Consider the following 12,786-nt stretch of genomic DNA (forward strand, 5'->3'; position numbering starts at 1 on the left):
CGCGGTCAGCGGTAGACGAGGCCGCCGTCGATGAGACCGGCCTGACCGGTCATGTAGTCGGAATCGGGCCCGGCAAGGTACGAGACGAAACCGGCGACATCGTCGGGGGTTTCAGCTCGACCCAGCGCAATTCCGCCGACGAACTTCTCGTAGGTGGCGCCCTCTGGCGCACCGGTCAACTCGGCGAACCTCTTGTCGATCGTCACCCACATGTCGGTGCCCACGACGCCGGGGCAGTACGCGTTGACGGTGATTCCGTCGGACGCGTATTCCTTGGCCGCAGCCTGAGTGAGGGCCCTGACCGCGAATTTTGTTGCGCTGTAAACACCTAACATGGCGAACCCGTCGTGGCCGGCGATGGACGACGCGTTGATGATCTTTCCGCGCTGACCCAGAGCTTGGAACTTTGCTGCTGCAGCTTGAATTCCCCACAGGACGCCGTCGACGTTGACGCTCCAGATCTTGGAGACCTCTTCCGGCGTCGCGTCGGAGATCGGGCCGACGAGAGCGATTCCCGCGTTGTTGACGATGACGTCGAATCCGCTCAACTCACTGTGCGCGTGTTCGACTGCGGCGTGAACCTGCGCGCGATCGCTGACATCGGCGACAAACGTCGTTGCACGACGGCCGATCCGTCTGATCTCGTCGGCAACCGCATCCAGCTTGGTCTGGTCGAGGTCGACCAACGCGATGTCGGCGCCGTCGTGGGCGAGGCGGAGAGCGATTCCGCGTCCGATGCCTTGGCCGGCGCCGGTGACCAGTACTACCTTGCCCGTGATGCTCATGCAGATCTCCTCGTAAGCAGTGAACCAGTCGGTTGTGAACCGGTGAGTGATTTGTATGTGACGGCGACCACAATGCGGAAGGGTTGCACCGTGTTGCAATTCCGGAAAATCGGACAGCGGTTGCAACCCTCGGCAACCCTCCCGGTACCCCGCGCGACGGTTCCATAGTTGCGCCACCACTTCGCGAATCATCTTGCGAGACAATCTGGGAGAGGGCACATGACCGCTACAGTCGACACACCCACGGAACCGGCCACGCCGAGCCGACAACCGTCACGCCGCTGGATCGGGTTCGGGATTGCGAACCTCGTCATCGTTCTCGTGCTGGCCGTGGCGAGTTGGTACCTTCTGGCCGATCCGACCACCAGTCCCTGGAGTTTCTATCCTCTGCCGTTCAACGCGGCGCTTTTCTGGGCAATCCTTTTTGTGGTGTTCATCGGCTTCAATTGCGAGTTCGCCGGCTTCGACCGACTCCCGCAGCCGGCGAAAGGCCTGGCGATCATGGTCGCGACCGCGGTCTTCGCCGTCGTGGTGACGTGGCTCCTGGCAAACGGCTTGGGGAGTTTGTACCCGGATTTCGCGGCCGATCGTGAGGGCGGCCTCGGATATTTCGCGGGTGCGCTGTTCGTACTCTTCGGCTTCGGGACCTGGGTGATGGTGGTCCTGAACTGGCAGCATTGGCCGTGGACTTCCCTGGGGATGAAGCAGCCGTTGGTGGGTTTGTGTGAGATCGCGTTTGTCGCCGTCCCGACGCTGGCGCTGTACTTCGTGTTCGGTCTGCCGTCCGTGTCGCTGTCCGCCACGGATCCGTTGATGACCGTCGACACCGTGCTCGGGTGGTTCTACTGCGTCGTGGTGGTTGTGATCCTGACTGGCCAGACGCTCGACAACTGGCCGTGGCGACTGTTCGGCGGCGGGGGTAAGACGGCGCTCGCAGCCACGATCGGTAACTTCGCCGTCGGAACCGGCTTGTACTTCGTGGCGCTTCCAGTGGTGAAGGCACTTTTGGGAAGCGATGCCGTTGCCGAGTTGGGCGGTGTGGTCCATCAGTTCCCGGCGCAGCTCGGTGTGTGCTGGGCATTCTGGATGATCTTCTGGGCCAACGCCTTCGGTAACAAACCCACGGGCTTTGCGGACGGGGTCAACCTGGCGATCCGCGCGCTGCTCACGTTTGTGCTCGCGGTGGTCACATTCTTGTTCTATTACCGCTTTGCAGCAGAGCACATTCTTCACGAGCCGGCAGTTGTCGACGGATTGCACGGCAATGCACTGGGTTTCGTGGATTGGGCCGTGTTGTGGACGTTGTTCTACGTTGTGGGATTTCAGTCGCTGGGACTCGGCAGATTCAAGCCTGCTGAGGGGTGAGTCGGTTGCCCGCACATCGGTGCGGGTAACCGGTATCGGGCGGCGGCACCGCGCCCGCTGATTGCAACAGACTGCAACGCTTGTGACCGGGGCCACTTATGGGATGTGCTGTGTGTCACATTCACAAACAAGGAGAAGTGATGACGCAAACCATCGATTCCGCAGTCACCCCCGAGGTGAAGTTGACGGCGGTGACACCTCAGGAACGCGTCGACGCCTGGCTGGCGGATTTCGAGTCGGCCCTCGCGGCTCGTGACATCGAGCGTGTGGCAGGCAAATTTGCACTCGACAGCTTCTGGCGCGACTTGGTGTCGTTCACCTGGAACATCAAGACCGTCGAAGGTCGCGAGCAGATTGCCGACATGCTCTCCGAGCGTCTCGACGACACCGATCCTTCGGGATTCCGGACCACCGAGACACCCGACGAAGCCGACGGCGTCACGTCGGCCTGGATCGAATTCGAGACTGCAACCGGTCGCGCGCACGGGCACCTTCGTTTGAAAGGAGATGAAGGTTGGACCCTGCTGACGTCGTTGCAGGAATTGAAGGGACACGAAGAAGGTAAGGGCACTCGCCGGCCTCGTGGCGCCAAGCATGGGGCAGACCCGAACCGCATCACGTGGGCCGAGCAGAAGGAGATCGAAGACCGCGAACTCGGTTACACCACACAGCCTTACGTCGTGATCGTCGGCGGCGGCCAGGGCGGCATCGCGCTCGGCGCCCGGATGCGTCAGCTCGGAGTACCGGCCATCGTGATCGACAGCCACGAGCGACCCGGCGATCAGTGGCGCGGACGCTACAAGTCCCTGTGCCTGCACGATCCGGTTTGGTACGACCACCTGCCCTACATGCCGTTCCCCGACAACTGGCCGGTGTTCGCGCCCAAGGACAAGATCGGCGACTGGCTCGAGATGTACACCAAGGTCATGGAGGTTCCGTACTGGAGTTCCACGACCTGCACCTCGGCGTCGTTCGACGAGAAGACCCAGGAATGGACCGTCGAGGTCAACCGCAACGGCGAGAAGTTGACGTTGCGTCCCAAGCAGTTGGTGATGGCGACGGGTATGTCCGGCAAGGCCAACGTTCCGACGTTCCCCGGGCAGGACAAGTTCCTCGGCGATCAGCACCACTCGAGCAAGCACCCCGGCCCGGATCAGTACGTGGGCAAGAAGGTCGTCGTGATCGGGGCCAACAACTCCTCGCACGACATCTGCGGCGCACTGTGGGAGAACGGTATCGACGTCACGATGGTGCAGCGCAGCTCGACGCACATCGTGAAGTCGGATTCGCTGATGGATTTGGGCTTGGGCGATCTGTACTCGGAGCGAGCACTGGCCGCCGGCATGACGACACACAAGGCGGACCTCACGTTCGGTTCGCTGCCGTACCGGATCATGCACGAGTTCCAGATCCCGGTGTACGACGCAATACGTGAGCGCGACAAGGATTTCTACGATCGCCTCGAGAAGGCGGGCTTCGAGCACGACTGGGGCGACGACGGTTCGGGCCTGTTCATGAAGTACCTACGCCGTGGCTCGGGCTACTACATCGATGTCGGCGCTGCCGAACTGGTTGCCAATGGAGACATCAAGCTCGCGCACGGCAACATTCGTGAGCTGACCGAGAACAGCGTGATCCTCGAAGACGGTACGGAATTGCCTGCCGACGTGGTGGTCTACGCGACCGGCTACGGCTCGATGAATGGCTGGGTGGCGGATCTGATCGGTCAGGACACCGCCGACAAGGTCGGCAAGGTGTGGGGCCTGGGGTCGAACACCACCAAGGATCCGGGACCGTGGGAAGGCGAGCAGCGCAACATGTGGAAGCCGACGCAGCAGGAAGCGCTGTGGTTCCACGGAGGCAATCTGCACCAGTCGCGCCACTACTCGCTGTACTTGGCGTTGCAATTGAAGGCGCGTTACGAGGGCATCCCGACGCCGGTGTACGGACTGCAAGAAGTGCATCATCTGAGCTGAAAAAGAACTGCTGTGCGCCTTTATTAACCGCGGGAGGTTAATAAAGGCGCACAGCAGGTTCAGCGAAGGGCGTACTTCTTTGCTACTTCGGTGTTCTTGGTCGCGCGCTCGGTAACGAAGGCGAATGCCAACCCGAGTACGAGCCAGAGCGTCGCCTGCGTAGCGAGCGAGGAAAGTCGGAACTCCCACAGCAGAGTTGCCGGGAAGTCCTCGCCCACCTCGTTGATGCCGGGAAGCGAGACGTAACCGATCGCGACGATCACCAGGAACGCAGCCACCGGAGCAGCGATGCGCACACTGAGGAACTCGTGCCCGGAAACTGCCTTTGCAGCCGCTGCTGCCGCGGTGACGGACAGCAGCCCGAGAATCACGGCGGCCAGCCACAGCAGTGTGCGCTGGTTGATGGTGTCGGGATCTCCGACGGCCGGCGGATTGGCCGGGTACTTGAAAAAGGGGACAGCCTCGATAGCCAGCCAACCACCGACGGCGATGGTGATCGCCAACAACGGCCCGGACATTCCGGTGAGTCGTCGAGCGTAATTGGCAACGACCGAGAAGATCGCCCCGAGCGCCAGTCCGGCAAGCGCCGTGGCCAGGAACAGCCCGGCGCGCTGCCCGTCGCGGCTCACCAGTGGTTCTTCTTCGTCACCGTGCGAATGCCCAGCGGCTTCGCCGGAAACCTCACCGGTGGCGCTGTTGGCTTCTTCGATCGCAATGGCAGCGTTGACGTGCGGTTCACCCAGCACGAATGCAACTCCGCCGGCAAGGATGCCTGCGATCAGACCAGCCAACAAACCACGAATGAGAAGCTTCGTGAAATTGTCGACTAGTGGCACGGCAGGCCCATCAAGTGTCGACCGTCGTGCATCAATTCATGCATGTACATGCCGGTGCGAGAGATAGCGCCCTGGTCGAACCCGACCAGGTAGAGAGCCAGCATCGCGAACAGAACTACTGCAGCGGCGAGGAAAGCAAGACGAGTCGAATCGATCGACGTATCGGGAGAATAGGCGAGAGCCATCGAAGCCTCCTGGGATTTTCGCGTCCCCTAGGTCCATGCGATGGCCGAAGTGTCTGGCTGTCGAAATAGTCGTGCCGAAAAAGGCACTTCACCTCGAATTACAGTGGCGCGACCGCTCCGGGCTTTCACCGGATTCCTGTCGGACCATCGCGTTTACATGCGAACTTTTGCACTACAGCCCGCACCGTGTCAACGCGTGAAGCCGAGATGACCGTCGATTGTGCCCGCCAAGGCAGGCACAATCGCTCGAGATCAGCTCTTTGCGGCGACGTCCAGGACAACTTCGAATTCGAGCAACGACGCACCCGAAGCGACGGGCTTCGCGCGCTCGCCGGAATGGGCTTCACGGGCGGGGCCGTCACGCCAATCGGCGAACGCCTGCTCGGACTCCCACTGAGTCACCACGAAGTAGCGGCTCTCACCGGCGGTGGGGCGGAGGAGTTGGAATCCGAGAAAGCCCGGGGAGTTCTCGACTGCGTGAGCGCGTGCTGCGAAGCGCTTCTCCAGTTCGGGGCCGGCGCCCTCGGGGACCTCGATTGCATTGATCTTCACGACTGCCATGCAAGCGACATTACCCGCGCACCTTCACCGCGTACCGTGACACTCGTGTTGCATGACGAAGGTGGAACGGGACAACCGATTCTGTTGTTGCACGGCCTCATGGGCAGCTCCCGAACGTGGCGTCGCCATGTGCCGTGGATCCGCGAGTTCGGCCACGTCTACACCTTCGACGCTGCCGGTCACGGCAGGCCGGCGCCAGCGGCACTGACTACCGAGGCATTCGTCGAGGACCTGACATCGGCGGTTGCGTCCATCGAGGAGCCGATGATCGTGATCGGTCATTCGATGGGGGCTCTGCATGCGTGGTGCTTCGCCGCCGCGCATCCCGAAAAGGTTTGTGCGCTGGTCCTCGAAGACATGGCCCCGGACTTTCGTGGACGCACCGCTGCGGACTGGGCGCAGATGATCTCGGCGTGGCCGCAGCCGTTTGCTTCCGAGGAGGCGATGAAGGAATTCTTCGGCCCCGTCGCCGGCCAGTACTTTCTCGACTCTTTCGACCGCCGCGACGACGGGTGGTACCTGCACGGCGACGTGTCGACCTTCCGCGACATCTCGGAGGAGTGGGGCACGAGGCATTTCTGGGATCAGTGGAAGGCGATCGAGGTGCCGACCTTGCTGATCGAGGGAGAGTTCACCATCACCCCCGAGGGACAGATGCGAGAGATGGCCGAGAGGCCGGGAACTCGGTACGTACGTATTGCCGATGCAGGCCACCTGGTCCACGACGATCAACCGCAGCGCTATCGCGAAGTGGTGACGGAATTCCTTCAGACCGTGAGCTGACTTCGGATCGACGCGCCCACCTGCTCCAGCTCGACGGCTCGCCTGGCGAGGAGTCCAGCAGCGAACTTCGCCTTGTCGCCGCGATGGCGGGGGACGACGTGCAGGTGCGAGTGGAACACGGTTTGGCCCGCGGCACGCCCGTCGTTGACGAGAAAGTTGACTCCGTCAGCGGCGATGTCGCAGCGGCGTAGAGCTCCGGCGATGAGCGTGCCGACGCGGAACATCTCTGCGCCTTCGTGACTTTCGAGAGCATCGAGGTTCTCTGCATGACGCTTGGGGACCACCAGGGTGTGTCCGCGACTCACCGGCCGTGCATCGAGGAATGCGAGAGTTGTCTCGCTCTCGTGAACGAGAATCGCCGGCTCGGTCAGCGCGACGATCTTGCAGAAGACGCAGGAATCGGTGCTCATGCCTACAGAATGTAGTCCGAAATCAGATCCGACCCCGACTACAGCAAGCGCAGTTGGCGTGCCCTCGTGATCGCTTCGTTTCGATTGTGTACGTCGAGCTTCTTGTAGAGAGTGCGCAGTTGAGTCTTGACGGTGTTGACGGACACGTACAGTTTGTCGGCCATCGCAGCCGACCCCATGCCGAGCGCCAGGAGTGAGAGGACTTTCTGTTCGCGTTCGGTCAGCTCCACGATATGTACGAATTCCGGAAAAGATTCCGCAGGAGCCCTTTTCGAGAATTCGGCGAGTGCACGCGATTTCGTTTCGGCCATCGATTCGAGTTTCTCGACGTCCGACGATGCGATGGTCGCGAACGAACGTAGAAGTCCGGTCTGATCCGCGATGCTGCACGCTCTGGACCACTCCTGAGAGGCGAGGCGTGGCTCACCCAGCTCGGAGTGGGCAACCGCTTGCACCAGAAGCGATTCCATCTGTGCCCGCGGATAGGATACGCCAGACCAGTCGAACTGGTGACACAGCGCCACCGCGGCCTCGTTCTGGCCGATCCGCTGACGTAAACGCGCCACCGACGTGAGCGTCCACGGGTTGGCTGCAGGATCGATGATCTCCTTGGCCAGTGCTACGGCATTGTTCCCCTGTCCGAGAGCGAGCAAGAGATCGATCTCTGCGGATTGCAACAGAGGAAGCGCGAAAGATGTAGCCGTGTACTGCTTGGAATGTGCTTCGATCGCATTGTGGAGCAACAGTAGTGCCGCAGTGTGGTCGCCGGAGGTCAAGGCGAATTGGCAATGCGCATAGACGACGAATGCCCACAGTTCCTCGGTGTCGGACGGAAGACCGAGTTCGGTCAATGCGAGACGTGCGTCGTCGAAGTCGAGTGTGTCGAGAGCAGTGAGCGCCCGTGCTGTCAGGCCGGCGATCTTGACCACAGGTTCGAGCCAACCGCCGGGGTCCGGATGCTTCTGTTCGAGTTCGGACCAGTGTGTGGCCTGCCGCGGCTCACCAGCCAGCGCCCAATTCAGGGCGGCACTTCCCGCAGAGTTACGAGCGATGAAGTCGACTCCATGAGACAGGGCGCCGTGGTACGCCATTCGAGCCTTGATCGTGGATTCTGTGAACCTGCCGCTCAATTGAAAATTGATCGCCCATTGAAGTCGCATGAGAGGGAGCTGTGCGCTGACCGCTTCCGGGTTGTTCTCCAGCGCACTGCGACTGAGATGAGACAGGCGCCTGGTGGTTTCTGCTGCGAGCCCGTACTCGCCTGCCATCCTGAGCATGATCGATTGAACGCAGGCAATGCTCAAGGCGTCCTTCGCGCCGGCTTCAGCGCCGAGAGCCCACAGTTCTGCCGGCGATTCGGGTAGCAAGTCGACTACCGTCGAGCGCTCGCTCGGATGCATCGTGAACAGTGCGCGCCCTGCCTCCACGGCAGAGTGTTTGTCCGCTGCTTCCGCCGGAATCCGTTGGAGAGCAGAGCGAACCGAGTCCAGATTGTGGACGATCATCGTCACCCAGTGTTGCTCGACGATGTCTACTGCCAGGGTCCAGTTCTGTGCCTCGACCGCGTAGTCCAGCGCCGACGCGTGATGACCGTGGTCGAGTCGGTTGTGTGCGAGGAACGAAAGACGTTGCGCCGGATCGACTCCAGCGCGCTTTTGGTGCGCGAGTATCGATCGACGAATGGCGGGAGGCAGCTCCCAGGTTTCTTCGGCTTCGGTCTCGACCCGTGACAACAACCCGGCTGTCTCCAGTATCGCCAGGCGCACGCGAATCTGATGAACGGTCTCGCCATCCTCAGGGTGTTGGGACTCGAACAGCATGGCGGCGATGTCGACGGTGATCGATCGCGCAAAGGCCGTCGCGAGCAGGAACTCGAGTTGTTCCACATGATCAGCGGTCATGAGAACGGATTTGTTCACGTAGTCGTCGATCGCCTGCGCGATGTTCTTCCTGATCATCTGCTCGCGGTTGCGGCTACCCGATGTCTGGATGGCGGGAACGGCGACACGAACCAGCGCTGGCAGCCCACCTGTCAGGGATGTGATTTGTTCGGCATCACCGTCAGTCGTGTGTACGTCAGCTTGTGCGAGCAAATGGGCGGTATCGGCTCTCGTGAACAACAGCTCACTCGCGCTTATCACCTCGTGGTCGGTGTCGAGCAGGTACGGCTCGGAGAACATGCCGAAGCCCGAGAGCGTGACCACGAGGTCCAGGTTGTGACAGAGGGCGAGGAGTTCGATCAACTGATCGTCCAACTCTGGTTCCGATATCAGATCCGGCCTGATCAGCACGAGCAGCACGGGGCGGCTGAGGGCGTTCAGGGATTTGGCGACAGCGGTGAAAGGATCGGCGAGATCGTCGACGTCGGGCAGTGCGATTCCGGCAGCGTGGATTCGATCGAGGACAACGGCCCAGAAATCTTCGAGTGTCGACGAGGGCCGTGGGGCCGAGACCCAGACGAGTATTCGTTCGGATGCCAAATGGGCGCGCAGCCACGATGCGATCAACGACGATTTCCCGTGGCCGTTCGGTGCACGGACGATGGTCAGCGCGGCACGTCGGTCAAGTTTGTCGAAGAGCGCTTGCCGGGGAATCGACGTCGCGAGGGTGCGCCTTTCGGGAATAGCTGCCCAGTCGTGGCCGTCCATCCCGAACATCAACGCGGACCCTTTCTGCTTTCGCGCCCCGCAATGATTGAAGAGTTTGGGCGGATTGTCTCGATCCATCTATCTACAGGGAGGAGCGTAGCTGGTGCGAATCCAGAGCGTGCCATCCCGGGCAATTCACCCGGGAATTCACCCCGGCTGAGAGAAGTTCACCCACACAATCACGCCGTCACCATTGGCTTTCGAGTCCCTCGAGCGACTTCTATTGAACGTAGCTCGGGATTCGCCAAATGTGGCCGCGAGCGCCTGTCGGAGGCCCGAGAGTCAGACATCGAAGGAGCGTCGTGAGAACTCGTCTGTCAGAGGTGCGGTCGAAGGCCGTTGTCGTCGGACTCCGGCCGAGAGCGTGGCGCCGAGGAGTGCGAGGTATCGGCATAGTTGTCGTGACCGGAGCTCTGGTGGTCGGCGCTGCTGCGCTCGGCTTGCTGCCGATGCAGTCGGATGTTCGATTGGCGGCCGAGGGAGAGTTCGTGCCTCCCTTCACCGTCGAGCTGACGGCGATTGACGGTGCACCGCCCTTCGATCCCGCTGACGGTCCAGGGCTCGATTCGGGACCGTCCAACGGCATTGTCCGAGAGGGTGATCCGGTGACGTATGTCATCGACATCGGTGTCCGGGGCAACCCGCTCTCCGACGTGGTCGTGCAACTTCCGGTGCCTCGAGGTTTCGTTCTGCCGTCCGTGCCTGATTACTGCGGAGACGGCTCGGGTGTCGACGAGGTCGGATTACATTGCCTGATAGGCAATCTGGAAGCGGACCGGTACTTCACCCGAACGGCGACGATGACTGCGGGAAAGCGGGAAGACGCCGACGGTCTACCGATCGCTGCACTGGTCACCGCAGATCGGGGGGCGGTTCGCGTGCGGTCGGGCGATGTCACGGTGCGGGTGGCGACCACCCCGGGAGTGTGTGATCCGTACGGGATTTCTGTTGGTGGTCAGAGAAGCCAGTGGGCTGCTGTCTCGGCAGATGGACGAATCTCAGGTCTGGTGACATCGGGCATCTCGGAGGCGGTGGTGATCGACGGCGTCGATCAATGCGGGCACGCGACAGCGCGGACGGTGAAACCGTTCGAGGGTCACTTCTCGTTTGTCGGACTGTTACCGGGGACGTATCGCGTCACGGTCGACGGCCGAGCGCCGGTGGATGTGGTGCTGGAACCAGGTGCGATGGCGGTCGGTGGCCTGACGTTCTGATACAGCTTCGCAGGAATGGCAACACTCGTAACAGTCAGTAGCAGTCAATGGAGGATCCAGTGCGTGAAAGCCTGGGCGTTGTATTCGAAAATCAGTCAATTTCAACAGCTCTCGTAGATGCGGACACACCCCTTCTTGGCTCGATCGACGAGTTCCGTCACCCCTGGGGTGCAGACGGGACTGTTCCCTCTCCGCAAGCGTCGGCGCGCGCACTCGCCTCCGCGGCCGAAGTCGCCACCGGTCGAGCCCTGCGCTCGAATCTGTGCCCCACCGTCGTCGGAGTGATGTGCGAGCGTGCGGACGTGCGCGAACTTGTCTCGGATTCGTTGTCCTCCAGTCCTTTCGAGAACATCGAGTTGGTCAACGGTCTCGACGCACGGCTTGCCTACCTGCGGACGGTCGACGCTCTCATTGGTGTTTCGCCGATTCTCGCGTTCTGGCCGGACGGCAGTGAGACCGTGATCGCGGCCGTCGACCCGAGAGCAGGCGTCGTGGACTCGGCGCATCGTTACGACACGGCCGAGTTGCTTGCGGACAGCTCGACATTTGCTGCGACATTGGACCTCCTCGTCGCCGAACGAGACCCTGTGCCCAAGATGCTCGTCGCGATGCTCGTGAAGGAAGACTCTCGGCAGCCGTCCGCGGAAGCCGCTGAACTGGCAGGTCTCGGCTTCCTGTTTCTCGGCGAGCGGACCCAACTGGCGATAGGGGCTGCGCTGGTAGCGGCCGATCGCGGAAGCGAAGTTCGGTCCGGTGACGGCATGGCTGTCCGGCCCGTCAACAGGGTCCGGTGGGCGGCGGCAATAGTACTGCCGCTTCTACTCATGTTGACGGGGTTGCTGATCGCGCTGTCCCCAGACGGGTCGCGCGCGGTGTCCACGGATAGCCCGAACATCGGCGCCGAGTCGGCGACCTCCACCAGCGGGCCCCCGCCCGGCGCTGCCCTACAGATTCCGACACTTGCGCCTTGCGATCCAGTGGTGCCTGCCGTTCCTGCTGTACTTCGGCATTCTGATCCGGAAGTCGCACCGCTCCAGACCGACGAACCCACAGCCGAAGAATGCACCCCGCTGCGAGTCGGCTAAGCCGTACCCTCTCCGGCCAGCGCAAACAGGCCGTCGTCGGTCTGCTCGACCAGTCCGTCGACCAGCAGTGAATGCAACGCACGGTCACGCTGACCCGGATCGGCCGGCCAGACGATGTCGAGTTGCGCGCGCTCGACCGGACGGTGACTCTCGCGAAGAACGGCCATCAATTTTCCACGAACCTGGCGATCTGTGCCCGCGAACTTCTGCACCTTCTTGGGTGGTCCGGTGTGTGCCGGTTTGCCCGAAGCGACCCACGCGCAGTTCGGCAAAGGGCAGTTCTCGCAGTTCGGGTTCCGCGCCGTGCAGATCAGTGCACCGAGTTCCATGAGAGCTGCGCTGTAGGTGGCGGCGCGCGCACGCGTCCTCGGCAGCAGCGCCGCGACGTCGGCGAGGTCTCGCGTGTTGGACGGGTTCCCGGGTTCCGCATTGCCGTGGACGGCTCGCGCAACCACGCGTCGTACGTTGGTGTCCACCACAGGCACTCGCTGTCCGTAGGCGAAACACGCGACGGCGCGGGCGGTGTACGAACCGATTCCCGGTAGCGAGAGCAAAGTATCGACGTCTTCCGGGACCACGTCACCGTGCTCGGCAGCCAGGACGCCCGCGCATTCGTGTAAGCGCAGCGCGCGTCGTGGATAACCGAGTTTGCCCCACGCGCGAAGCACCTCTGCCTGGCTCGACGCTGCCATCGCCGACGGTACCGGCCAGCGCTCGACCCACTCTTCCCAGATTGGCGCAACGCGCACCACCGGCGTCTGCTGGAGCATGATCTCGCTCATCAGGATCTGCCAGGCACTGACGCCCTCGCGTCGCCACGGTAGGTCGCGAGCCGTCTCGGAGTACCACTTCAGCAGCACCGAAGATTCCACTGCCACTGCTACCGACACACTCCTCGAACCTGTGCTCCTGGTCGACGAAGGACACGTCGACTTGTG

Annotated in this window: 12 protein-coding genes and 1 riboswitch; of the genes, 5 read left to right on the plus strand and 7 right to left on the minus strand. The window is 62.1% G+C overall.

Going from position 1 to position 12,786, the window contains the following annotated elements:
* Positions 1 to 5: 5 nt before the first annotated feature.
* On the minus strand, positions 6 to 785 hold the full coding sequence (locus tag ACBG85_RS03665) for an acetoin reductase (RefSeq protein ID WP_042451932.1): 780 nt from the start codon (positions 783 to 785) through the stop codon (positions 6 to 8).
* 219 nt (positions 786 to 1,004) lie between these two features.
* Between ACBG85_RS03665 and ACBG85_RS03670 the strand changes: the two genes are divergently transcribed.
* Complete coding sequence (locus tag ACBG85_RS03670) at positions 1,005 to 2,150, plus strand: hypothetical protein (RefSeq protein ID WP_042451931.1); 1,146 nt, start codon at positions 1,005 to 1,007, stop codon at positions 2,148 to 2,150.
* Between the two features lie 140 nt (positions 2,151 to 2,290).
* The gene (locus ACBG85_RS03675) at positions 2,291 to 4,126 is read left to right on the plus strand and encodes an NAD(P)/FAD-dependent oxidoreductase (protein WP_020968370.1); all 1,836 of its coding nucleotides are present in this window, start codon (positions 2,291 to 2,293) and stop codon (positions 4,124 to 4,126) included.
* A 59-nt stretch (positions 4,127 to 4,185) separates the two neighbouring features.
* Here the strand turns inward: ACBG85_RS03675 and ACBG85_RS03680 are convergent, their stop codons facing one another.
* From ACBG85_RS03680 to mhuD, 3 genes are all read right to left on the minus strand, one after another.
* A complete protein-coding gene (locus ACBG85_RS03680; RefSeq protein WP_218695559.1) occupies positions 4,186 to 4,962 on the minus strand; it encodes a CbtA family protein in 777 nt (258 codons plus the stop codon).
* Positions 4,953 to 5,147, minus strand: coding sequence for a CbtB domain-containing protein (locus ACBG85_RS03685; protein WP_003945915.1), 195 nt, complete (start codon positions 5,145 to 5,147; stop codon positions 4,953 to 4,955). Before ACBG85_RS03685 ends, ACBG85_RS03680 begins: the two co-directional genes overlap by 10 nt.
* Before the next feature lie 24 nt (positions 5,148 to 5,171).
* A riboswitch (cobalamin riboswitch) is annotated at positions 5,172 to 5,311 on the minus strand.
* A gap of 88 nt (positions 5,312 to 5,399) precedes the next feature.
* Positions 5,400 to 5,708, minus strand: a complete 309-nt coding sequence (gene mhuD, locus ACBG85_RS03690) for a mycobilin-forming heme oxygenase MhuD (protein ID WP_007726927.1) — start codon at positions 5,706 to 5,708, stop codon at positions 5,400 to 5,402.
* 45 nt (positions 5,709 to 5,753) lie between these two features.
* Here mhuD and ACBG85_RS03695 point away from each other — a divergent pair, with 45 nt between their 5' ends.
* The gene (locus ACBG85_RS03695; protein WP_065352849.1) at positions 5,754 to 6,491 is read left to right on the plus strand and encodes an alpha/beta fold hydrolase; all 738 of its coding nucleotides are present in this window, start codon (positions 5,754 to 5,756) and stop codon (positions 6,489 to 6,491) included.
* Here ACBG85_RS03695 and ACBG85_RS03700 read toward each other — a convergent pair.
* Complete coding sequence (locus tag ACBG85_RS03700) at positions 6,476 to 6,901, minus strand: HIT family protein (protein WP_003945905.1); 426 nt, start codon at positions 6,899 to 6,901, stop codon at positions 6,476 to 6,478. The genes ACBG85_RS03695 and ACBG85_RS03700 overlap by 16 nt on opposite strands.
* Before the next feature lie 38 nt (positions 6,902 to 6,939).
* Positions 6,940 to 9,627 carry a LuxR C-terminal-related transcriptional regulator gene (locus tag ACBG85_RS03705; RefSeq protein WP_372026249.1) on the minus strand — a complete coding sequence of 896 codons (2,688 nt, stop codon included), beginning with the start codon at positions 9,625 to 9,627 and terminating at the stop codon, positions 6,940 to 6,942.
* 224 nt (positions 9,628 to 9,851) lie between these two features.
* On the opposite strand from ACBG85_RS03705, the gene ACBG85_RS03710 reads away from it, so the two are divergent.
* The gene (locus ACBG85_RS03710; RefSeq protein WP_054781752.1) at positions 9,852 to 10,763 is read left to right on the plus strand and encodes a hypothetical protein; all 912 of its coding nucleotides are present in this window, start codon (positions 9,852 to 9,854) and stop codon (positions 10,761 to 10,763) included.
* A 59-nt stretch (positions 10,764 to 10,822) separates the two neighbouring features.
* Positions 10,823 to 11,848 carry a hypothetical protein gene (locus ACBG85_RS03715; RefSeq protein WP_372026251.1) on the plus strand — a complete coding sequence of 342 codons (1,026 nt, stop codon included), beginning with the start codon at positions 10,823 to 10,825 and terminating at the stop codon, positions 11,846 to 11,848.
* Here ACBG85_RS03715 and ACBG85_RS03720 read toward each other — a convergent pair.
* Positions 11,845 to 12,726 (minus strand): A/G-specific adenine glycosylase, encoded by an 882-nt coding sequence (locus ACBG85_RS03720; RefSeq protein ID WP_007726916.1) that lies wholly within the window; start codon positions 12,724 to 12,726, stop codon positions 11,845 to 11,847. The genes ACBG85_RS03715 and ACBG85_RS03720 overlap by 4 nt on opposite strands.
* Between the last annotated feature and the right edge of the window lie 60 nt (positions 12,727 to 12,786).

Source organism: Rhodococcus sp. NyZ502, assembly GCF_041464245.1.
Lineage (GTDB): Bacteria > Actinomycetota > Actinomycetes > Mycobacteriales > Mycobacteriaceae > Rhodococcus_F > Rhodococcus_F qingshengii.

Excerpts from the sequence above, each read along its gene's own strand:
- ACBG85_RS03665 (WP_042451932.1), bottom strand. The coding sequence starts at position 785 with ATGAGCATCACGGGCAAGGTAGTACTGGTCACCGGCGCCGGCCAAGGC.
- ACBG85_RS03670 (WP_042451931.1), top strand. The coding sequence starts at position 1,005 with ATGACCGCTACAGTCGACACACCCACGGAACCGGCCACGCCGAGCCGA.
- ACBG85_RS03675 (WP_020968370.1), top strand. The coding sequence starts at position 2,291 with ATGACGCAAACCATCGATTCCGCAGTCACCCCCGAGGTGAAGTTGACG.
- ACBG85_RS03685 (WP_003945915.1), bottom strand. The coding sequence starts at position 5,147 with ATGGCTCTCGCCTATTCTCCCGATACGTCGATCGATTCGACTCGTCTT.
- mhuD (WP_007726927.1), bottom strand. The coding sequence starts at position 5,708 with ATGGCAGTCGTGAAGATCAATGCAATCGAGGTCCCCGAGGGCGCCGGC.
- ACBG85_RS03700 (WP_003945905.1), bottom strand. The coding sequence starts at position 6,901 with ATGAGCACCGATTCCTGCGTCTTCTGCAAGATCGTCGCGCTGACCGAG.
- ACBG85_RS03705 (WP_372026249.1), bottom strand. The coding sequence starts at position 9,627 with ATGGATCGAGACAATCCGCCCAAACTCTTCAATCATTGCGGGGCGCGA.